16 protein-coding genes are annotated in these 20950 nt (G+C 69.5%); 8 read left to right on the top strand and 8 right to left on the bottom strand.

What is annotated here, in order from left to right; genetic code table 11:
• Positions 1–145: 145 nt before the first annotated feature.
• A complete protein-coding gene (lexA, locus tag D0T12_RS30385) occupies positions 146–847 on the bottom strand; it encodes a transcriptional repressor LexA (protein WP_117403976.1) in 702 nt (233 codons plus the stop codon).
• Positions 848–1022: 175 nt separating this feature from the next.
• Between lexA and D0T12_RS30390 the strand changes: the two genes are divergently transcribed.
• The 3 genes from D0T12_RS30390 to D0T12_RS30400 all read left to right on the top strand — a co-directional run bounded on the left by D0T12_RS30390 (position 1023) and on the right by D0T12_RS30400 (position 7585).
• Complete coding sequence (locus tag D0T12_RS30390; protein WP_158581683.1) at positions 1023–1358, top strand: LysM peptidoglycan-binding domain-containing protein; 336 nt, start codon at positions 1023–1025, stop codon at positions 1356–1358.
• Positions 1359–1811: 453 nt separating this feature from the next.
• Positions 1812–2285, top strand: a complete 474-nt coding sequence (gene nrdR / locus D0T12_RS30395; protein WP_117403978.1) for a transcriptional regulator NrdR — start codon at positions 1812–1814, stop codon at positions 2283–2285.
• Positions 2286–2404: 119 nt separating this feature from the next.
• Positions 2405–7585: an adenosylcobalamin-dependent ribonucleoside-diphosphate reductase gene (locus tag D0T12_RS30400; protein ID WP_117403979.1), complete on the top strand. Its 5181-nt coding sequence runs from the start codon at positions 2405–2407 to the stop codon at positions 7583–7585.
• Between the two features lie 100 nt (positions 7586–7685).
• Here D0T12_RS30400 and D0T12_RS30405 read toward each other — a convergent pair whose 3' ends face one another.
• Together D0T12_RS30405 and D0T12_RS30410 are read right to left on the bottom strand one after the other, a co-directional pair.
• Positions 7686–8438: a hypothetical protein gene (locus tag D0T12_RS30405; RefSeq protein WP_117403980.1), complete on the bottom strand. Its 753-nt coding sequence runs from the start codon at positions 8436–8438 to the stop codon at positions 7686–7688.
• 35 nt (positions 8439–8473) lie between these two features.
• On the bottom strand, positions 8474–9442 hold the full coding sequence (locus D0T12_RS30410; protein WP_117403981.1) for a pirin family protein: 969 nt from the start codon (positions 9440–9442) through the stop codon (positions 8474–8476).
• 102 nt (positions 9443–9544) lie between these two features.
• On the opposite strand from D0T12_RS30410, the gene D0T12_RS30415 reads away from it, so the two are divergent.
• The 3 genes from D0T12_RS30415 to D0T12_RS30425 all read left to right on the top strand — a co-directional run bounded on the left by D0T12_RS30415 (position 9545) and on the right by D0T12_RS30425 (position 12946).
• A complete protein-coding gene (locus D0T12_RS30415) occupies positions 9545–10594 on the top strand; it encodes a lipoate--protein ligase family protein (RefSeq protein WP_117404174.1) in 1050 nt (349 codons plus the stop codon).
• 186 nt (positions 10595–10780) lie between these two features.
• A complete protein-coding gene (locus D0T12_RS30420; RefSeq protein ID WP_117403982.1) occupies positions 10781–12190 on the top strand; it encodes a TerD family protein in 1410 nt (469 codons plus the stop codon).
• Positions 12191–12283: 93 nt separating this feature from the next.
• Positions 12284–12946, top strand: coding sequence for a nitroreductase family protein (locus D0T12_RS30425; protein WP_117403983.1), 663 nt, complete (start codon positions 12284–12286; stop codon positions 12944–12946).
• Between the two features lie 43 nt (positions 12947–12989).
• On the opposite strand, the gene D0T12_RS30430 is transcribed toward D0T12_RS30425, so the two are convergent.
• Together D0T12_RS30430 and D0T12_RS30435 are read right to left on the bottom strand one after the other, a co-directional pair.
• Complete coding sequence (locus tag D0T12_RS30430) at positions 12990–13622, bottom strand: HhH-GDP family DNA glycosylase (RefSeq protein WP_117403984.1); 633 nt, start codon at positions 13620–13622, stop codon at positions 12990–12992.
• Between the two features lie 85 nt (positions 13623–13707).
• The gene (locus D0T12_RS30435) at positions 13708–14493 is read right to left on the bottom strand and encodes a ribonuclease HII (RefSeq protein WP_117403985.1); all 786 of its coding nucleotides are present in this window, start codon (positions 14491–14493) and stop codon (positions 13708–13710) included.
• A 184-nt stretch (positions 14494–14677) separates the two neighbouring features.
• Between D0T12_RS30435 and D0T12_RS30440 the strand changes: the two genes are divergently transcribed.
• The gene (locus D0T12_RS30440; RefSeq protein WP_117403986.1) at positions 14678–17278 is read left to right on the top strand and encodes an AAA family ATPase; all 2601 of its coding nucleotides are present in this window, start codon (positions 14678–14680) and stop codon (positions 17276–17278) included.
• 198 nt (positions 17279–17476) lie between these two features.
• Complete coding sequence (locus tag D0T12_RS30445) at positions 17477–18559, top strand: winged helix DNA-binding domain-containing protein (RefSeq protein WP_117403987.1); 1083 nt, start codon at positions 17477–17479, stop codon at positions 18557–18559.
• A 19-nt stretch (positions 18560–18578) separates the two neighbouring features.
• Here D0T12_RS30445 and D0T12_RS30450 read toward each other — a convergent pair whose 3' ends face one another.
• The 3 genes from D0T12_RS30450 to D0T12_RS30460 are packed head-to-tail and all read right to left on the bottom strand — an operon-like array spanning position 18579 to position 20787.
• A complete protein-coding gene (locus D0T12_RS30450; protein WP_325050857.1) occupies positions 18579–19418 on the bottom strand; it encodes a 5-oxoprolinase subunit C family protein in 840 nt (279 codons plus the stop codon).
• A 5-nt stretch (positions 19419–19423) separates the two neighbouring features.
• Positions 19424–20038: a 5-oxoprolinase subunit PxpB gene (gene pxpB / locus D0T12_RS30455; protein WP_117403991.1), complete on the bottom strand. Its 615-nt coding sequence runs from the start codon at positions 20036–20038 to the stop codon at positions 19424–19426.
• On the bottom strand, positions 20035–20787 hold the full coding sequence (locus D0T12_RS30460) for a LamB/YcsF family protein (RefSeq protein WP_117403993.1): 753 nt from the start codon (positions 20785–20787) through the stop codon (positions 20035–20037). Before D0T12_RS30460 ends, pxpB begins: the two co-directional genes overlap by 4 nt.
• Positions 20788–20950 lie beyond the last annotated feature (163 nt).

The following is a 20950-nucleotide window of genomic DNA, read 5'->3' on the forward strand; positions in this document are numbered from 1 at the left end:
GTCGTTCAGGTCGCTGACCGCCGCGCTTCGTCGACCGCTCCAGGTGACGTCAAGCGCCTCAATCCCCTCCAGAACGAACGAAGGGCGGCCACCGATGGTCACCGATGGTCCGCCCCTGGTTCGTCGCCCGGGAAGGGCGCGGAGGTCACATCTTGCGGAGGACCGCCACGACGCGTCCGAGCACCGTCGCCTCGTCGGCGGGAATCGGCTCGTACGCCGGGTTCTGCGGCAGCAGCCAGAGGTGCCCGTCGTCGCGGCGCTTGAACGTCTTCACCGTCGCCTCACCGTCGATCATGGCGGCCACGATGTCGCCCTGCTCGGCCACCGGCTGCTGCCGGACGACCACCCAGTCACCGTCCGCGATCGCGGCCTCGATCATCGAGTCACCGGTGACCTTCAGCAGGAAGTGCGTGCCCTCGCCGACGAGCTGCTTCGGCAGCGTGAACACGTCCTCCACGGCCTCCTCGGCGAGGATCGGCCCACCCGCGGCGATCCGACCGACGAGCGGCACGTACGCGGGCGCGGGCTGTGCGGAGGCCGACTGGACGCCCGCCGCCTCGTAGGTCTCCTCGTCCGTCCGCACCGGCGTGGCGCCCGGCACCCGCACCTCGACGGCACGCGGCCGGTTGGGGTCGCGGCGCAGGAAACCCTTGCGCTGCAATGCCCGGAGCTGGTGGGACACGCTGGAGGTGCTGGTCAGCCCGACCGCCTCGCCGATCTCGCGCATCGAGGGCGGGTACCCACGGCGCTGGACCGAGTCGCGGATCACCTCCAGCACCATGCGCTGCCGCTGCGTCAACCCCGTCTCGTCCATGGGGCCGTCGGGCAGCTCCCGGACCTTGCTCATCGCTCGTCGCCTCCCGGGCGCCTCGATCCGTCACTCCTTGTCATGAACGCTATCGCGTCGAAGCGCGATGATCAAACAATTGTTCGAAGTGGTACTCGCTTTTTCTCGGCGCCTCCTGGTAGAACATCGTACAGACGTTCGATCGAAAATGCATTCGACGTCGAGGAGGGGAGAGATGTCCGGTTCGCCGCGCAGTGACCCTGCCCCGATCCGCCTGACCCGCCGCGGACGCGCCGTCGTCATCTGCTTCGCCGCGACCGTCACGCTCGTCTCGCTGTGGCTGAACGTCGGCCCCGGCGCCCTGGCCGGGGGCCGCGACTCCCGCGACACCCCGTCCCGCGCCACCAGGACCGTCGTCGTCGAACCAGGCGACACCCTCTGGGACTTCGCCGCCGACGCCGATCCCGACACGGACCCGCGCCTCGTCGTCCAGCGCATCATCGACCTCAACGGCCTGGGCGGCGACCCCACCGTCGTGCCGGGCCAAGAGCTCCGCCTCCCCGCCCGATGACCGTACACCCGGCACGTGCGCGAAGCCCGTTAGCGACCCTTGGAACACATCCCTAAGAAAATGTCTCCCATGTGAGACAGGCCGTCCTCTCCCCGAGCCGGATGCGCGTCCGTTGTGGCGCATGTGCCCGCGTGCGCGGCCACGGGAGGTCGCCGACCGCCCGGGCCGCGAGACCCGCTAATTTCTGGGACATCTGGGGCCCAAGGGCACCGGCAGCCCCCGTTGTGACGCCCGGGGGCCGAGGGGAGCGACACGCCCGGGGAGGAAGCCGGGACAGCCGAACATGAGCTGGCCGGACGGGCGGATGTGACGTTCGAGGCACCGGATCAGGTTGCACATGCCTGCGCCGAGCCGTACCGTTGACCACAACATCTAGTAGTCACACCAATGTGCTTTACCCATATGTAGCACCGCGCGGCGGTTGAAGCGTTTTCGTCAGGGGAGGTATCCAACGTGCACTGCCCGTTCTGCCGCAACCCTGACACCAAAGTGATCGACAGTCGTGCGACCGACGACGGGGGCGCCATCAGGCGTCGCCGGTCGTGCGCCGAATGCGGTCGGCGATTCACCACACAGGAGAATGTGCTCGTGATGGTGGCCAAGCGAAGCGGGGTCACCGAGCCGTTCTCCCGAGAAAAGATCATCGCCGGGGTGCGCAGAGCCTGCCAGGGCCGCCCGGTCGACGAGGATGCGCTCGCGAAACTGGGGCAGCGGGTCGAAGAGGCGATCAGATCGTCCGGCTCCGCGGAAATCCCCTCCCATGAGGTCGGGCTCGCGATCCTGGGCCCGCTTCGTGAACTCGATGAGGTCGCATATCTGCGATTCGCCTCGGTCTACCGGAGCTTCGAGTCCATCGACGACTTCGCCAAGGAGATCGAAGCACTGCGAAGGACCGGCTCCCCGGGGGAGCCCGGCCCGTCCCGCTAGGGACGGATTCCGAAACACAGCAGCACACGTAAGAGCGCCACCGCGCGGGCATGGCCCGCGCGGCGGCGGGGTTGTTCCTGAACAGGGCCCCGGCGGGTGGGCCCGAGAGGGGGAAGGTCATGACGGAGACGGTGAGCGGCTCGGCGGCACGGCGCGGCAAGGGGGGGCGCAAAGGGCTGAAGGTCGAGCGCATCTTCACCACACCCGGCGTGCATCCGTACGACGAGCTGCGCTGGGAACGTCGTGACGTCGTCATGACCAACTGGCGCGACGGCTCGGTGAACTTCGAGCAACGCGGCGTCGAGTTCCCCGACTTCTGGTCGGTGAACGCCGTCAACATCGTCACCTCGAAGTACTTCCGAGGGGCGGTCGGCACGCCGCAGCGGGAATGGAGCCTGAAGCAACTCGTCGACCGCGTCGTCCGCATGTACACGGACACGGGCCTCAAAGAGGGCTACTTCGCGTCCGAGCAGGACGCCGAAATCTTCGACCACGAACTGAAGTACGCCCTCGTCCACCAGCTCTTCAGCTTCAACTCGCCCGTCTGGTTCAACGTAGGCACCAAGTCCCCGCAGCAGGTGAGCGCGTGTCTGCCCTACGACTCGCTGGTCAGCACACCCGCGGGACTGGTTCCGATCGGCCGACTGGTGGAGCAGGACGCGGTCGGGGCCAAGGTGTACGACGCCCAGGGGCTCACCCGCGTCGTCGCCACCAAGGCCAATGGTGTGAAGGATGTGCTCCGCGTCCACACCAAGGCCGGCTACACCTTGGACGTCACCGCCGACCACCTCGTCTGGAAGGCCACGGGCGCCGGGACGGGACGCTTCGTCCCCGCCGGCGAACTCAAGGTCGGTGACCAGCTCGAATGGCACAGGCGCGACGCCTTCGGCGAATCCGAGATCACGCCGCGTGGCTTCGCCGAGGCCGCGCTCGCGGGCTGGCTCCAGTCCGACGGCTTCGTGGGCCGCTACGAGAACGGGACGAACCGTTCGCTGACCATCGAGGCCATGACTGTGACCGACGCCGAACGGGAGTGGGTCCAACGTCACCTGAATGTCGTCTTCCCCGACGTTCACCGGCACGAGCGCACCGTCGAAACGCAGGACCCCACCCTCGACTGCCGTCGTACCAGGCTCTACGGGAACGTGCTCCAGGAGTTCGTGGACGAGTGGGGGCTGATGGCCCGCGGGGTCGACATGGTGGTCCCCGAACGGCTGTTCACGGCCCCCCTGCCCGACGTCGCCGCGTACCTCCGCAGCATCTTCCAGGCCGAGGGTTTCGTGTCCGCGCGCCCGTCCTCGACGGTCATCGAAGTCGACATGATCTCCGAGAAGCTGATTCGCGGCATGCAGCGACTCCTGCTGCGTTTCGGAATCTTCTCAAGGGTCGGCTTCAAGGAGGACGCGCGGGCGGACCGGCACGGCTGCTGGACGCTCCGCATCCAGAACGCGGGAGATCGCCGCATCTTCGCCGACGAGATCGGATTCGTCGACCCGGCGAAGGCGCTCAAGATGCACCAGGGTTTCGACAAGCCTGGACGCCCCGCCCACCCGACCAAGCGGCTGGAAATCGCCAAGGTCGAGCACCTGGGTCCCATGGACGTCTATGACATCCAAACCGAGAGCGGAGAGTTCCTCTCCGACAACATCCGGGTCCACAACTGCTTCATCCTATCTGTGGACGACACGATGGAGTCGATTCTCGACTGGTACAAGGAAGAAGGCGTCATCTTCAAGGGCGGGTCCGGTGCCGGGCTGAACCTGTCACGTATCCGGTCCAGCAAGGAACTGCTCTCGTCCGGAGGGACGGCCAGCGGACCCGTCTCGTTCATGCGCGGCGCCGACGCCTCCGCGGGGACGATCAAGTCGGGCGGCGCGACGCGGCGGGCCGCCAAGATGGTGGTGCTGGACGTCGACCACCCCGACATCGAGGAGTTCATCGAGACCAAGGCGCGCGAGGAGGACAAGATCCGCGCGCTGCGGGACGCCGGGTTCGACATGGACCTCGGCGGCAAGGACATCGGCAGCGTCCAGTATCAGAACGCCAACAACTCGGTCCGCGTCTCGGACGAGTTCATGCACGCCGTCGAATCCGACGGCGAGTTCGGGCTGCGCGCCCGGATGACCGGCGAGGTCGTCGAGACCGTCAAGGCCAAGGACCTGTTCCGGCTGATGGCGCAGGCCGCGTGGGAGTGCGCCGACCCCGGCATCCAGTACGACGACACGATCAACGACTGGCACACCAACCCCGAAACCGGACGTATCACAGCAAGTAACCCTTGTTCCGAATATATGAGTCTGGACAACTCGTCCTGCAATCTGGCGAGCATCAACCTGCTCAAGTTCCTCACGGACGAGGGGACGTTCGACGTTCCGAAGTTCGTGAAGCTCACCGAGCTGATCATCACGGCGATGGACGTCTCGATCACGTTCGCCGACTTCCCGACGGAGAAGATCGCGGAGACGACGCGCGACTACCGGCAGCTCGGGATCGGGTACGCCAACCTCGGCGCGCTGCTCATGGCGACCGGGCACGCCTACGACTCCGAGGGTGGACGGGCGATCGCCGCGGCGATCACGTCGCTGATGACGGGTGTCGCCTACCGCCGGTCGGCGGAGCTCGCCGGTGTGGTCGGTCCGTACGTGGGCTACGCGCGCAACGCCGAGGGGCACAAGCGCGTCATGCGCAAGCACGCCGCCGCGAACGACGGAATCCGCACTTTGGATGCGATGGACAAGGCGATCCACGCGGCGGCCGCGAAGCAGTGGCAGGAGTGCCTGAAGGTCGGTGAGAAGCACGGCTACCGGAACGCCCAGGCCAGCCTGCTCGCTCCGACGGGGTGCCTGACGGGCGACACGCTGGTGACGACCGACCGCGGCCTGATGCGCCTGTCCGAGATCGGCGACGTGTACGGCGATCGCTGGCAGGACTTGGACATGGTCGTGTCCACCGACGAAGGGCCGCGTCAGGCGACCAAGTTCTTCGTCAACGGTGAGGAGCCGACCCGCCTCATTCGTACCGGGGGTGGTTACACGATCCAGGGAACTCTGACTCACCGCGTGAAGGTGGTCGAGGCAGGGACGGGCGCATGGGTGTGGCGTCGACTGGCGGACATCCGTGAGGGTGACCTGGTGCCCATGCAGATGCGGACGCTCGTCGGCGACCGTCGACAGGTTCCGCTGCCGGTCCTCGATCAGGCCTACTACGCCGGTGACCGGCATATCGATGTTCCCGACTCCGTCACTCCGGAGCTGGCCGAACTCGTCGGCTACTTCATGGGGGACGGGAGCCTCCACGCGAAGGGCCTGCGACTGTGCGTGGCGGACGACTCGTTCGACGTCGCCGAGCGGTTGCAGATTCTCGCGAAGGACTTGTTCGGCATCACGCCCGTCGTGGTCGAACAGCAGGGATATCGCGAGGTGACCCTCTCATCCATGCGGCTCGCCCGGTGGTGGAAGGCGGCGGGCTTCGCGAAGGACCTGCCCGGCGCCGACCATTCGGGCAAGGGCTGGACGCCCCGGGTGCCCTCCGCGATCCTCGAAACGAACGACGTCGAGGTCTACGCCGGGTTCCTGCGGGGGCTCTTCGAGGCGGACGGGACGGTGACCGAAGGCGTCCCCAGCCTGTCGACCGCCTCCGAGTCCTTCGCGGGCGAAATTCGGACGCTGCTGCTCGCGCTGGGCCTCGCAACGACCACACGTACGACCGTCAGCGGCTTCGGTGGGGACATCTACCAGGTCCGTATCCGGAACCTCGACCATGCGTTGAGCTTCGACGAGATCGTGGGCTTCATCGGTGAGCGGAAGGCGCGGCTCATGGCCGCGTTGGAACCGGCGCGATCCGCGAAGAACGACTATGTGGTGCTCTCTCGGACTGATTGGGACGAGATCGTTCCGGTGGGTCATCCCTTGAGGGCCACCGTCCTCCAGTCGATCCGGAAGAACGGTGGCGTCCCCCGGATGGTGGCGCGCTCCCTCTTCACCGAGACGTTCCATGAGCGGCTCGGACACGCGCTGGAGTACCTGTTCGAGCGCGTGGCGGCCAATGAGGACGGCGGCGTCCAGCCGACGTACGACCTGTCCGTGCCGGAGAACGTCACTTACGTGGCCAACGGCATGGTGAGCCATAACACCATCGGATTGATGATGGACTGCGATACGACCGGTATCGAGCCCGATCTCGCGTTGATGAAGTTCAAGAAGCTCGTCGGCGGCGGGTCCATGCAGATCGTCAACCTGACGGTGCCGCGGGCGCTGGAGAAGCTCGGTTACCAGCAGGAGCAGATCGAGGCGATCGTCGAGTACATCTCCGAGCACGGGCACGTCGTGGACGCGCCCGGGCTGCGTCCCGAGCACTACGAGGTGTTCGACTGCGCGATGGGGGAGCGGGCGATCAGCCCGATGGGGCACGTGCGGATGATGGCGGCCGTCCAGCCGTTCCTGTCCGGCGCGATCTCCAAGACGGTGAACATGCCGGAGAAGGCGACCGTCGAGGACATCGAGAAGGTGTACTTCGAGGGGTGGCGGCTCGGCCTGAAGGCCCTGGCGATCTACCGGGACAACTGCAAGGTCGGCCAGCCGCTGTCGGCGGCGGGGAAGAAGGAGACGGTCAAGGAGGTCCCGGCGGCGACCGGGCCGACGCCGCCGGTGCGCAGGCGGCTGCCGAAGCAGCGTCCCGCGACCGTCACGCGCTTCTCCGTCGCGGGCGCCGAGGGTTACATGACCGCTTCGTCCTACCCGGACGACGGTGTCGGTGAGGTGTTCCTCAAGCTGGGCAAGCAGGGTTCCACGCTCGCCGGTGTGATGGACGCCTTCTCGATGGCGATCTCCATCAGCCTCCAGTACGGCGTGCCGCTGGAGACCTGGGTGGAGAAGTTCACCAACATGCGGTTCGAGCCCGCCGGGATGACCGACGACCCGGACATCCGCATGGCCACCTCGGTGATGGACTACATCTTCCGTCGGCTGGCCCTCGATCACCTGCCCTACGAGGAGCGTGCGGGTCTCGGCATCCTGTCCGCCGAGGAGCGCGCGATGCAGGCCAACGGAGAGGACCCCGCCGCCCTGCACGCCGAGGACGAGGTCGACCACGAGTCCCTGGCGCAGTCCGCGGCGATCGCCCGGCCCGCGGCGCCGGTGTCCGCTCCGGCGAGCGAGGCGCACTCGTCCATGGAGGTCATCGAGAGCCGGCAGGGCCGTACCGCGGACGCGCCGTTGTGCCTCACCTGCGGGACGAAGATGCGCCCGGCGGGCAGCTGCTACGTGTGTGAGGGCTGCGGCTCCACCAGCGGATGCAGCTGAAGCGTTGAAGCAGCGGGGCAGGGGAGTCGATTTCGGTCGGCTCCCCGTCCTGCGTTTCCGGCTGAAGTGGTGTCTTGGGGCCGCTGTTCTCGTTCTGTGGTCAGCGGGTCTTATCCGTTGGTTCGTCTAGCGGTGTTCGCTCGGTTTCCAAGGCGGAGATGACGGAGAAGGCCGCGTCGCAGGTGCCGCACGTCGCGTCGCCGAAAACGTGTGTGAGGCCCCAGGCGAGCCTTGGTCGGGCGTCCCGCACGGCTGCGTGGTGCAGGTGCCGTTGGACGTGCCCCAGGTCGTCCGGGGAGGCCGGGCGGAGCGGGATGGGGTGGACGTCACCGAGGTCCCAGTCGCGAATGGACGAGTAACAGCCGTAGTCCCCGATCACGATGCTGACCTTGTCGGAGCACCGGGGGCAGGGGACGTCACAGCAGAAGTCCAGGAAATCGTCCAGCAGGTCGCTCAGCATGGGAAAGCCGTCCAGTGCCAGTTTTGCGCGGAAGAGGGCCCCGTAGTCGGCCGGATTTCCCGACAGGCATTCGTCGGCTGAGGCGCTGAGGATGGTGACGGGACGGCGGAGTTCCTCCTTCTCGTTCAGAGGTCGCCCTTCTCGTAGACCGGCTCCGTAGATCGCGCCGGCGAGTTCGACCGCGCGAGGTCGCACCGCCCGGTTCGCGTGTCGGGCGAGCGAGGCCAGCGGCGGTATCGCCGCGATGCCCGCGTCGCAGGTGGTCCCCTGGTGCCAGAGCCGGGTCCAGAGCTCTGCCCAGGCATCGTCGGCGCCGGTCTCCGCCGCCTGGAGCAGTGCGGGGACATCGTGTGCCGGGCCGTACACATCGTGCAGGCGTGCCCAGTCGATCATCGTCGGAGTCAACCACGACCGTGGCGTTCGGGTGGTCAGCGGGTGCGGCCGCGGGGTTTCAGGGGGGTGGCGGGAAGGGTGGGTGCGGGGATCGGCGGGCCGTCGTAGCCGTGCACTTCGCCGAACCGGTCGCCGGTCATCCAGTCCTGGCGTGCTCGGGCGATCTCGTCGCCGGTGCGGGCGACGAAGTTCCACCACATGACCAGTTTCTCCGCGAAGGGTTCGCCGCCCAGGAGGACGACTCCGCTGTCGCCATCGGCCGCCCGGAGGGGGAGTTCGCGGCGGCCCGAGCCGAGGTACAGCATGGAGCCCGGCTCAACGAGCATTCCGTCTATTTCCGTTATTCCGGACATGGTGAGGGCGGCGTACTCGAAGTCGGGTTCGACCGGCAGGCGCGCCTCGGCTCCGTCCGCCAGGGCGAGGTCCGCGCCCATGATCGGGGTGAAGGCGGTGCCGGGGGACGTGGCCGTGTCGAGCCGTCCGAGGATCACCGTGGCGTCGAAGCCGGGGGCGCGCACGGTGGGGAGTTCGGGGTGGTGTTCGAAGGCGGGGTCGGTGTCGCGGTGGGTGTCGGGGAGTGCGACCCACAGTTGGGCCCCGTGCAGGAGGGGGGCGTGTGTACGCGGTGACTCCTCCGAGTGGGCGATGGCGCGTCCGGCGGTCATCAGTCCGAGTTGTCTGGGACGGACGGTCTGGAGGCTGCCCAGGCTGTCGCGGTGCAGGACTTCGCCCTCGTGGAGCCAGCTCACCGTCTGCAGTCCTACGTGCGGGTGCGGGGGCACCTGCATGCCGGGTTCGTCGGTGATGTCGTCCGGGCCGTAGTGGTCGACGAAGCACCAGGCGCCGACCATGCGGCGTCCCAGGCTGGGCAGTAGCCGGCGGACGACCGTGCTCTCGCCGAGCGGGACGCGCCGTGGAGGTAGGAGTTCGCGCACGGGACGGCCCGGCACGTCGTCCCGTCCGCCGCACTCGACCGTCTTCGGTCGAACATCGAGGTTGCTCACCTGCGCCGTCCTTCCGCGATCGCCACCGTTGACGGTTCCCCGCGACCCGTCCGTCAAGCCGACCGGAATCAGCGGTCGGACGGCGGGGTTCGAATGTACGTGATGCACGGTGAGTACAAGGTTCCCGGTGGCAAGCTCGTCGTCGCCGATGTGGACGTGGTGGACGGCCTCCTGCGCGGGCCGAGGATCAGTGGCGACTTCTTCATGGAACCCGACAGGGCCTTGGAGGACATCAACGCGGCACTAGAGGGCCTTCCCGCGGGGTTGGACGCCAAGGCGATCGGCGAGCGCGTCGAGGCGGGTCTGCCGGAGGGCACGGTGATGCTCGGCATCACCGCGGAGGCGGTGGGGATCGCGGTGCGGCGTGCCGTCACGCGGGCGTCCGACTGGCGCGACCACCCCTGGCGGCTGGTTCACGAGGCGCCGCAGGAGCCGGCGCTGCACATGGCGCTGGACCAGGTGCTCGCCGAGGAGGTGGGCGCGGGACGGCGCCCGCCGACGCTGCGGGTGTGGGAGTGGGCGTCGCCCGCGGTGGTCATCGGGAGTTTCCAGTCGCTGCGGAACGAGGTCGACGCCGAGGCGGCCGGACGGTACGGCGTGGAGGTCGTCCGCCGTATCAGTGGCGGCGGCGCGATGTTCATCGAGCCCGGCAACACGATCACCTATTCGCTGTACGCGCCGGAGTCGCTGGTGGCGGGCATGTCGTTCGTGGAGAGCTACGCGTTCCTGGACGACTGGGTGCTCGGCGCGCTCGGCGAGTTGGGGATCAAGGCGTGGTACCAGCCGTTGAACGACATCACGTCCGACCAGGGCAAGATCGCGGGTGCGGCGCAGAAGCGGCTCGCCGCCGGCACGGTGCTGCACCATGTGACGATGGCCTACGACATCGACGCCGAGAAGATGCTGCGGGTGTTGCGGATCGGCAGGGAGAAGATCTCCGACAAGGGGGTCGCCAGCGCGGTGAAGCGGGTGGATCCGCTGCGCCGCCAGACCGGTCTCGCCCGCGAGGAGATCATCGATCGGATGATCGCGCATTTTCGGGGCCGGTACGGCCTGGTCGACGATCGTCTGGGCGAGGACGAGGTGCGGCTGGCCCGGAAGTACGTGACCGACAAGTTCAGCACGCGGGAATGGACGGCTCGCGTCCCCTGAGGCCGGTCGAGGGCCGGTTTCTGTGGGTGGGGGCGTCGTGTCCTGTCCGGTGGGCGGTGCCCCGAAACGGGGGTCGACGGTCGGACCGGAACTCCCGGTGGTTTCCGTGCGTCCCTCATGGCAGGTCGCGGGGCCCGTGCGAGGGCCCGTAGGTTTGGGGACATCGATCGATGATGGGGAGCGTTCATGTCGATGCAGAAGGGCGCCAACACCGCGGTGCCGGTTCCCTCGGTCCGGGTCGAACTGGGGTGGCAGGGTGGTCCGGGCGTTCCGGACGCGGACGCGTCCGCGCTCCTGCTGGCGGACACGGGTCGGGTGCGTTCGGACGATGACTTCGTCTTCTACAACCAACCGGCGCACAAGTCGGGCGCGGTCCGGCATGACGGCAAACAGCGGGGGCCGACGGTCCTGGACGTCCTGTCGATCGATCTCGACCGCGTCGAACCCGCCATCGACAAGATCGTCGTGGCGGCGTCGTCGGACGGCGGGACGTTCGGTCAGTTCCAGGGGCTGTACGTCCGCGTGGTGGACGCCGGAGCGGGAACGGAGGTCGCGCGGTTCGACAGCCAGGGCGCCACGACCGAGACGGCGTTCGTGCTCGGGGAGCTGTACCGGCGGCAGGGCGCGTGGAAGTTCCGCGCGGTCGGCCAGGGCTACGACTCGGGTCTCGCCGGTCTGGCCACCGACTTCGGCATCTCGGTCGACGACCCCGGCCAGGCCGCCGCGCCTCCGCCGCCCGCGCCCCCTCCCGCGCCGACGCCCCCTCCCGCGCCCGCGCAGCCGCAGGCGGCGCCGCCTCCGCCGCCCGCCGGCCAGTACGCGCCCCCGCCCCCGCCGCCCGGTGGCCAGTACGTGCCTCCGCCGCCCGGTGGGCAGTACACGCCGCCTCCGCCGCCGGGCGGCCAGTACGCGCCACCCTCCCCTCCGCCTCCGCCCGCGCCGCCCCAGGCGCCGCAGCGGCAGGGCGCCGCGATCTCGCTGACCAAGAACTCTCCGTCGGTGTCGCTCACCAAGCACGGCGCGACGTCCGGTCACATGCGGGTCAATCTCAACTGGACCGCGCGTGAGGGCGTCGCCAAGGGACGGTTCGGCAAGCGGCGCCGGGGCGTCGACCTCGACCTCGACCTGTGCTGCCTCTGGGAGCTGAAGAACGGTCAGAAGGGCATCATCCACGCGCTCGGCGACATGGGCGCCCTGGAACGCCCGCCGTACATCAAGCTCGACAAGGACGACCGGACGGGCGCGGTCGAGACGGGCGAGAACCTGCACATCAACCTCGACCACACCGCGGACTTCAAGCGGATCCTGGTGTTCGCCGAGATCTACGACGGTGCCGACGACTTCCGTGGCCTGGACGCGGTCGCGACGCTGTACCCGGTGGGCGCGCCGCCGATCGACATGCGCATGGACGACTGCGTCGACGCGTCCCGTGACGCGGTCCTCGCTCTCATCGAGAACGTGAACGGCGAACTGGTCGTCCGCAGGGAGGGCCGGTTCATCCTGCCGCCCCCCGGCCGTCCCCGCTGGGGGAAGATGACGGTCGACCAGGCGTACGGGTGGAACCTGGAGTGGGTCGCCTCACGCGGTAAGGACTGAACGTCCCCTGTCTGCATGTGTGCTGGTACGGGCCCGGACGTTGGCTGATCCTGCCGATTGCTCCGGGCCCGATGGCGAGGGTAGGAACGTCGCATGAGCTCTGAGCGGCAGTATCCAGTTGTTCCCGCACCGCGTTTCGAGGTTCCGGAGGGGGAGGCGGTTCAGCGTGTGGAGGCGTTCGCCGACACGATGACGTTGCGCCGTACCGTGCGCGACTTCTCCCGACGCCCCGTGCCGATGGACGTCATCGACCACGCGATCCGTGCGGCGGCGACCGCTCCGAGCGGCGCCAACCTGCAACCGTGGCGGTTCGTGGTCGTCACCGATCCGGAACGCAAGCGGAGGCTCAGGGCGGCTGCGGAGCAGGAGGAACGCGAGTTCTATGAACGGCGCGCCTCCCAGGAGTGGCTCGACGCGCTGGCGCCGTTGGGAACCGACTGGCGTAAGCCGTTCCTGGAGGACGCCCCGGCCGTCATCGTGGTCTTCGAGGTGCACAAGGGTCCGGAGACGCCGCGTCCCTACTACGTGAAGGAGTCGGTGGGGATCGCCGTGGGGTTCCTGCTGGCGGGACTGCATCAGGCGGGCCTGGCGACCCTCACGCACACGCCGAGCCCCATGCGGTTCCTGAACGAGGTGTGCGACCGTCCGCAGGAGGAACGGGCCTACGTCGTGATCCCGGTCGGGTATCCGGCCGACGACGCGATGGTGCCCGACATCACGCGGAAACCGGTGGAGGACGTCATCGTCCGGCTGTGACCCCGCCGGGGCGGAGGGCCGCGGAGGGCGCCGCTGAGGCGACCTACGCGGCCTTCAGGGAGTCGGCGAGCTTCTTGTCGCGGGCGACCCGCACCAGGGCGGCGGTCAGCCGCGCCAGGTCCTTGTCGGGCACGGTGGAGGCGAGTTCGCGGGCGTCGGTGGGAAGCCCGAGCCGTTCGGCGCCCTTCTTCACCTGGCCGTCGACGTAGGGGCGCAGCCAGGGCCAGATGGACTGGGCCTCGCGGCAGAAGATGTCCACGCCGGTGGGGCCGATGCCGGGGAACTCGCGGAGCAGTTCGGCCGCCTTGCGCGGGTCGCGTCCGGCGTCGATGGCGAGACGTCGCAGGTCTCCCTTGTACTTGTCCTGGACGATCCGCGCGGTGTCGCCCAGGCGGGACGCGGTGCTCTCGTCGTAGCGGACGTAGTGGCCGCGTCCGAGTGCGTCGACCCGTTCCTGCCAGGTCAGTCTGCTCATTCCGCGTGGTGTTCCACCGCCCGCCTCGAACAGTTCCCGGGCGGCGGCGACGGCGATGTCGGACGAGATGCGCGCGCTCAGCAGGTTGGCCAGGACGAGGAGTTTGAACAGTGCGGCCGGCTGGTCCTTCAGCGGGATGCCGGCCTGTTCGGCGAACGTCTCACCGGACTCATGCAGCAACTTCTTCACGACGGTGTCCATGGCATGCACCTCCCGTTGACGCGGCCCTACCCGGGACTGTGGCGATGACTCATGCCGGGACGCCGATCAGGGACGAGAGGCACGGTCACAGGAGACTGAGTTGCCCTTCTCCTGCGAGCGGGTCACGGGGCTTCTTCAGATGCCGCCAGCGCGGCAGGTCGTCGAGGTAGGACCAGGACATCCGGTGATGCGGCGTCGGCCCGAACTCCTCCAGGGCCTTCTGGTGGACGGGTGACGGATAACCGGCGCTGTCCGCGAACCCGTAGCCGGGGAAATCTTCGTCCAGGCCCGCCATCAGCCGGTCACGATGGACTTTGGCCAGGACGGATGCGGCCGCGACGGTGACCGACCTCTGGTCGGCCTTGACCTCGCAGCGCACACGCCAGGGGCGGCTCAGGAAATCGTGCTTGCCGTCGAGGATGACCACGTCGGGCGGTACGGGCAGCGACTCCAACGCGCGGACGGCGGCGCGACGCAGGGCCTCGGTCATGCCGACCTCGTCGATCTCCCCGGGGCCGGACTCGCCGATGGCGTGGCCGGTGAGCCATCCGGGCAGCAGGGCGGCGAACGACTCGCGGTGCGTCTCGGTGAGGAGTTTCGAGTCGGTCAGGCCGATCGTCCTGTTGCCGCGTCCCTGGAGGACGGGTGGCGGGGTCAGGTCCGTGACCGCCGCGCACACCACGACGGGGCCCGCCCACGCGCCGCGTCCCACTTCGTCCACCCCGGCGATCGTGACCGTGCGGCCCTTCGGGGCCGACAGGGCGAGCAGCTCGTCCTCGATCTCATAGCCCGCGACACGCGAGATCTCCTTGGCGGCGGGGCCGGGTTCGAGGCCGGGCAGAGCGCCCGTGGGATCGGTCGGGGATTCCATGCCGCTCATCATCGCAGCCGCCTGTTCCCACCGTGGGGAACCGAACCGCTACTTCTGGACAGCACAAATGTGGTGGTGCTGGGACGGAGGTCTTCCCTGTTCCGTACCAGGCAGGCGCGGGGAGGCCAACGAACCGGGCGCGGGGAGTGCCGTTCCGGGCGGTCCTGCGCTTTACTCGCTTCTGATGGCATTGTTCGGCAGGTCTCGCTCCCGTGCGGCGAAGGACGCCGCGGCGCGGGATCTATTCGAGCGCCTGCGGTGGCGGTACTTCCAGGTGACCCCGGGAGTGCGGTTCCTGGGCGGGCTGCTGCTGATCGCCCTGGTGGTGTCGGCGACGGTGGTACTGGACGGGCCGTTCCTCGCCGCGGCGGCGTTCACGGCGATCCTGCTCGTCGTCGCCCATCTGACGTTGCGTTCGCCGACGGGGATGGCGGTCGTCGCCGTCATCACGGCCTGGCTGGTTCTCTCGGTGCCGTTGGGACGGCTCTACCCGGACGAAGAACACCCGCCGTATCTGAGTCCTGAGCTGCTCCTGGCATTGCTGGCACTTCCGGTCGCGTTCGTCGCGTTCCGGTTGCGCGGGTACACGCCGTGGCGTTCCACGCTCGTCGCCCTGGGCACCGCCGGAATGACGACGGCGGCCGTGGTGCATCCGCTGCCGGAGGCGAACGTGGCACCGGGCTGGATCGCGGCACTGATCGTCCTCGGCTACCGCTGGGATCAGGCGCGGCGCACGGTGCCCGCCGAGGCGTACGAGACGGGGTGGGTCCAGGAACAGGCGGGTCCGAAGGGGGACGGAACGGCGACATCGCGAAAGAACCCGTCCGGCAACGACAAACGCGACCGGCCGGAACGTGTCGACAGGGCCGCGAAGGACGACGGGCCGGGCCGCCCCGGCAGACCCGACCGGCGTGCCGCCGACGACGCCGAGGCCGGTGCCGCGTCGGCCGGGCACGCGGGCCACGACCAGCGCGTCGCGGCGCAGACGACCGACACCGCCGAACCCGGACGCGCGGCGCCCGCGGAGCCGCGCGGGGAGGCCACCCCGGAGATCTCGGTGGCGGACGCGCTCGCCGAACTCGAGGACATGATCGGGTTGGAGCCGGTCAAACGGCAGGTCCGGTCGATCGCCGCGTCGATCGAGGCGGCGCACATGCGCGCCGCCGCCGGGGTGCCCACGGAGAAGCCGATGCGGCACTTCGTGTTCGTCGGACCGTCCGGGACGGGCAAGACGACCGTGGCGCGCGTCCTCGCCAAAATCTTCTACGCCTTCGGGTTGCTGCCGGAACCGGCGTTGGTCGAGGCGCACCGCGCGGACCTCGTCGGGGAGTTCCTCGGCGCCACGGCCCTCAAGACCAACCGGCTCGTCGACTCGGCCCTGGGCGGCGTGCTGTTCGTCGACGAGGCGTACGGTCTCGTCAACTCCGCCGAGGGGCAGCCCGACCGGTTCGGGGACGAGGCCGTGCAGACGCTCCTCAAACGCGCGGAGGACGACCGCGACAACCTGGTCATCATCCTCGCGGGATACGACGCGCAGATGGCCGAGTTCCTCGACTCCAACCCCGGGCTGGCGTCACGGTTCGGCACGCGCGTGCACTTCCCGTCGTACCGTCCGTCCGAACTGCTCCGGATCGCCGACTACCACGTCGGCCTCCGCGAGGACCGGTTCGACCCGGAGGCGCGGCGGCGTCTCGCCGCGCGGTTCGAGGAGGTCGAACGGCGCGGCATCGTCGACGAGCTGGGCAACGGACGGTTCGTCAGGTCCCTGACCGAGGCGGCCGCGCGGGCGCGCGACGTGCGCGTCGTGAACGCCGCCTCCGGGTCCGCCGGACCGGCCGCGCCCAGCGCCGACGACCTGGTCACCCTGCGCGCCGAGGACGTCGAGGCCGCGTTCGCCGAGGTCACCGAACGGTACCGCGGGTACGCGGAGACCCCGACGCTCGACGAGGCGCTCCGCTCGCTCGACGCGATGATCGGGCTCGAACCGGTGAAACGGCAGGTCCGCGAGATCGCCGCCCAGCTCCAGGTCGCCCGGATGCGTGAGGAGCAGGGCCTGGTCACCCGCCCGCCGACACGCCACTTCGTGTTCACCGGGCCGCCCGGAACCGGCAAGACGACCGTCGCCCGTGTCCTCGGCCGCATCTTCGCCGCGGCCGGGCTCCTCGCCCGTCCGGAAGTGGTCGAGGCGCAGCGCGCGGACCTCGTCGGTGAGCACCTGGGCGCGACGGCCCTCAAGACGAACAAGGTGGTCGACTCCGCACTCGGTGGAATTCTGTTCGTCGACGAGGCGTACGCCCTGAGCAACCCGGGTTACTCCGGAGGGGACGCGTTCGGCGCCGAAGCCGTACAGACCCTGCTCAAGCGCGCGGAGGACGACCGGGACCGTCTCGTCATCGTCCTCGCCGGATACGAGACCGAGATGGACGGGTTCCTGTCGTCCAACCCCGGGCTGGCGTCACGGTTCGACGTCCGCGTCGACTTCCCCTCCTACGGGCCCGACGAGTTGCTGCGCATCGCGCAGCTCATCGCCGAGGAAGGCGGCGACCATTGGGAGGACCGCGCCCTGGACGACCTCGCCCTGGTGTTCCAGCGCGCCTGCGGATCGGGACGGATCGACGAACTGGGCAACGGCCGGTTCGCCCGGTCCATGTACGAGAAGGCATGCGCGCGGCGCGCGCTGCGGGCCGCCGGGCTGGGCGACGCCGCCACCGCCGCCGACCTCACGGTCCTCACCGCCGACGACGTGCGCGACGCCTTCGCCGAACTCACCCATCGCCTGGGCTGACGCTAGGCGAAACGGACACGCCGAGCCCTGTCACGTCTCCTGCGGCACCTCCTCGACGCCCCCAAGTCCCTCATCCGCCGGGCCGATGCCGTGTTCTGGAGTGCCGTCAGGACGGGGTGCGGGCGATCCGGAGCTCACGGAGAGCGTCGGCGGCCGGGAGGGGCGTGTCGTGTCGGCGGCGTGCGATGTAATCGGTGGATGGAATCGGTGACATGGGCGCAGGTCCTGGGCTGGCGTATGCGGCGGCAGCTCGTCGAACGCGCGGGCGACGCGCCGGTGGTGGAGGTCGCCCGGCGTCTGGCCGGGGTGCAGGCGCAGGTCGCCTCGTCAGCCGAATTCGCCATCGCGGTGCGGCAGGCGGCCCCTGAAGCGGGTGCGGTACGACGGGCGCTCATCGACGAACGGACCCTCGTCAAGACGTGGGCCATGCGTGGAACGCTGCATCTGCTGCCCGTCGACGAGGCCGCCGCCTATCTCGTGCTGTGCGCCGCCGTCCGCCACTGGGAGAAACCCGTCTGGCAGCGCAACTTCGGGGCCACGCCCGCCGACCTGGAGGCGATGGCCGGGGCGGCCGCCGACGCGCTCGCGGACGGCGCGGCGCTCACGCGGGAGGAACTCACCGAGGCCATCGTCGCCGAGACCGGCTCCCGGCACCTCGCCGAGGTCCTCGGCTCGGGTTGGGGCACCATCCTCAAACCCCTGGCCTGGTGGGGCGTCCTCTGCCACGGTCCGTCACAGGGAACGCGCGTGACGTTCACCTCACCGGAGCGGTGGCTGCCCGGTTGGAGGGGCCTGCCGTCCGTGGAGGACGCCGCCCGCACCGCGATCCACGCGTTCCTCGGTGCGCACGGGCCCGCGACCCCCGACATGTTCGACAACTGGCTGATGCGCAAGATGAACCGGAAGAGGGACGTCAAGGGCTGGTTCGCCGCGGCCGAGGACGGGCTTTCCACCATCGAGGTGGACGGCGAGCAGATGTACGTCCTCGACGAGCACCGGGACGAACTTCTGGCCACTGAGCCCAGCACGTCCGTCCGGCTGCTCGGAGCCTTCGACCAGTACGTTCTGGGCGCGGGAACGGGCGCGGCCTACCTTGTGCCCCCGGCGCGTCGCAAAGAGGTGAGCCGGGCCGCGGGCTGGATATCCCCGGTCGTGCTGTACCAGGGACGCGTGGCCGGCGTGTGGGAGGCCAAGGACGATGACGTGACCGTGACCCCGTTCGAGGACATTCCCGCCGCTCCGCTCAACGACGCGCTGGGTCGTGTGAAGCCGCTGCTGTAAGGCGTCGCACGGGCGGCCGTCACAGGTGAAAGCGGAGGCGCTGGCCCGGACGCAACTGCGCGGCGTCGGCGACCGAGGACGAGGCGAGCACCGCGATGACGGGGTAGCCGCCGGTCGTCGGATGGTCGGCCAGGAAGATGATGGGCGTCCCGCTGGGCGGCACCTGGAGCGAACCGGTCACCATGCCCTCGCTGCCGAGTTCGCCGTCGCGGGCTCGGGCCAGCGGTGGCCCGTCCAGCCGCACGCCGACCCGGTTGCTGTCCGGCGACACCATGTAGGACGCGGTGGTGAGCGTGGTCAACGCGTCTTCCGCGAACCAGTCGTCACGTGGACCCGGCAGTATGCGCAGTACCGGCGTCTCGGGGAGGGACGGCACGGGCGCGACGTCCACGACGATGTCACCGAGATGTTTGGTGTCGCCTATTGGAAGGCGATCCCCGGACGACAGCGGCGCGGGCCCGAGACCGGACAGAAGGTCGGTCGAACGGCTCCCCAGGACTTCGTCGACTACGACACCACCGCGGACGGCGAGGTAACTGCGCAGCCCGGACGTCGGCGTCCCGAACTCGACCAGCGCACCGTCCGGGACGTGACACGGCGCGCCCATCCCGCATGCGCGGCCGTCGACCCGCAGCGGAACGGGCGCCCCAGTCACCGCGATCCAGGCGTGCCGGTGAAACCGCAGCGCGGCCCCGCCGAGCGTCAACTCCACGCCCGCCGCGCCCTCGGAATTGCCGACGAGCCGGTTGGCGAGGCGGAGGGCGGGCTCGTCGGCGGCTCCGGAACGCGGCACGCCGAACTGCGCGCGGCCCGGCCTGCCGAGGTCCTGGACGGTCGCGAGCGGCCCGGGCCGCACCACCTCGATCAAGAGGACCCCTCAGGCACGAAACGGACGCGTGTCCCCGGACGGAGCAGAGACGGCGGATCGCGCGTCACGTCCCACAGCCGCAGTCCGGTCCGGCCGAGGAGCCGCCAGCCGCCCGGCGACCGCGACGGGTAGACGGCCGCGTACGGACCCGCGATCGCCACCGAACCCGCCGGGACCGACGTCCGCGGCGACGCGCGCCGCGCCACGTGCAGGCGGGGATCGAGACCCGTCAGATACCCGAAACCGGGAGAGAAACCCAGGTAGGCGACCGTGTACTCGGCCGCGGCGTGCCGGTGGACGACCTCCTCGCGCGACAACCCCGTGTCGTCGGCGACCTCGTCCAAGTCTGCGCCGTCGTAGACCACCGGGATCTCGACCGGTTCGGTGTCACCCCCGGCGCTCTCAGGCAGCCGCAACCGTGGAAGCCGCGCGGCGAGCAGGTCCAGGTCGGCGGACGGGTCGAGGATCACCAGGACGGTCTGTTCACCGACGACGACGTCCACGACGCCAGGGATCGGTTCGTCCCGCAGGGCGGTGTTCAAGCGGTGGGCGGTCGCGAGGTCATCGGCCTCCACGAGCAGGGCCGTGTCACCGGCGCGCAGCACTCTCACGCGAACGACTCCAACACCACACCCGCCTCCGTCAGCGCCGACCGTACCGATCGGGCCAGCTCCACAGCGCCGGGAGTGTCACCGTGCACGCACATGGACCGGGCGTTGAGCACGATCTCACCGCCGTCCACCGCCGTGACGGTTCCCTCGGTCGCCATCTGGACGGCGCGCCGGGCGACGGTGTCCCGGTCGTGGATGACGGCCCCCGGTTCACGGCGGGACACGAGCCGCCCCGACGGCGTGTACGCCCGGTCGGCGAAACACTCGGTGACGACGGTGAGCCCGTCGGCGACGTCGCGCAGCGCGGAGTCGCCGAGCGTCAGCAACGGAAGCGACGGGTCGTACGCCCGCACCGCCTCGGCCACCGCACCGGCCTGCTCGGTATCGCGGACCGCGCGGTTGTAGAGCGCCCCGTGCGGTTTGACGTACGCCACCCGGCCCCCCTCCGCGCGGGCTATGCCGTCCAACGCCGCGATCTGGTACAGGACCTCGGCGGTCAGTTCCGGCGCGGGAACGTCGATCTCCCGGCGTCCGAAACCGGCCAGGTCCCGGTACGACACCTGCGCGCCGATCGTCACCCCGCGCTCGACGGCCGCCGCGCACACCCGCCGCATGATCGACGGATCGCCCGCGTGGAACCCGCACGCCACGTTCGCGCTCGTGATCACGTCCAGGAGGGCGAGGTCGTCGCCCAGCTCCCAGATGCCGAACCCCTCACCGAGATCGGCGTTGATGTCGATGACCGCCATGCCCAAGACCTATCACCGATCTTCGTGTCTCAGACGGCCGCCCCGGTCGTGTTCCGCCGCTCGTGTCCCGATCCGCGTGATCGTGAACCGGGAGGGTGGCGTCCGAGCACGTCGGACGCGCCTGTGAGCGCCTGTGAGACCCCGAAGGGCGGGGAAGGCCGCC

Origin of the sequence: Actinomadura spongiicola (assembly GCF_003432485.1) — a bacterium.
Lineage (GTDB): Bacteria > Actinomycetota > Actinomycetes > Streptosporangiales > Streptosporangiaceae > Spirillospora > Spirillospora spongiicola.

Excerpts from the sequence above, each read along its gene's own strand:
- D0T12_RS30445 (WP_117403987.1), top strand. The coding sequence starts at position 17,477 with ATGGAATCGGTGACATGGGCGCAGGTCCTGGGCTGGCGTATGCGGCGG.
- D0T12_RS30420 (WP_117403982.1), top strand. The coding sequence starts at position 10,781 with ATGTCGATGCAGAAGGGCGCCAACACCGCGGTGCCGGTTCCCTCGGTC.
- D0T12_RS30390 (WP_158581683.1), top strand. The coding sequence starts at position 1,023 with ATGTCCGGTTCGCCGCGCAGTGACCCTGCCCCGATCCGCCTGACCCGC.
- D0T12_RS30435 (WP_117403985.1), bottom strand. The coding sequence starts at position 14,493 with ATGGAATCCCCGACCGATCCCACGGGCGCTCTGCCCGGCCTCGAACCC.
- D0T12_RS30460 (WP_117403993.1), bottom strand. The coding sequence starts at position 20,787 with ATGGCGGTCATCGACATCAACGCCGATCTCGGTGAGGGGTTCGGCATC.
- D0T12_RS30440 (WP_117403986.1), top strand. The coding sequence starts at position 14,678 with ATGGCATTGTTCGGCAGGTCTCGCTCCCGTGCGGCGAAGGACGCCGCG.
- D0T12_RS30425 (WP_117403983.1), top strand. The coding sequence starts at position 12,284 with ATGAGCTCTGAGCGGCAGTATCCAGTTGTTCCCGCACCGCGTTTCGAG.
- D0T12_RS30405 (WP_117403980.1), bottom strand. The coding sequence starts at position 8,438 with ATGATCGACTGGGCACGCCTGCACGATGTGTACGGCCCGGCACACGAT.
- D0T12_RS30400 (WP_117403979.1), top strand. The coding sequence starts at position 2,405 with ATGACGGAGACGGTGAGCGGCTCGGCGGCACGGCGCGGCAAGGGGGGG.
- D0T12_RS30430 (WP_117403984.1), bottom strand. The coding sequence starts at position 13,622 with ATGGACACCGTCGTGAAGAAGTTGCTGCATGAGTCCGGTGAGACGTTC.
- lexA (WP_117403976.1), bottom strand. The coding sequence starts at position 847 with ATGAGCAAGGTCCGGGAGCTGCCCGACGGCCCCATGGACGAGACGGGG.
- D0T12_RS30415 (WP_117404174.1), top strand. The coding sequence starts at position 9,545 with ATGCACGGTGAGTACAAGGTTCCCGGTGGCAAGCTCGTCGTCGCCGAT.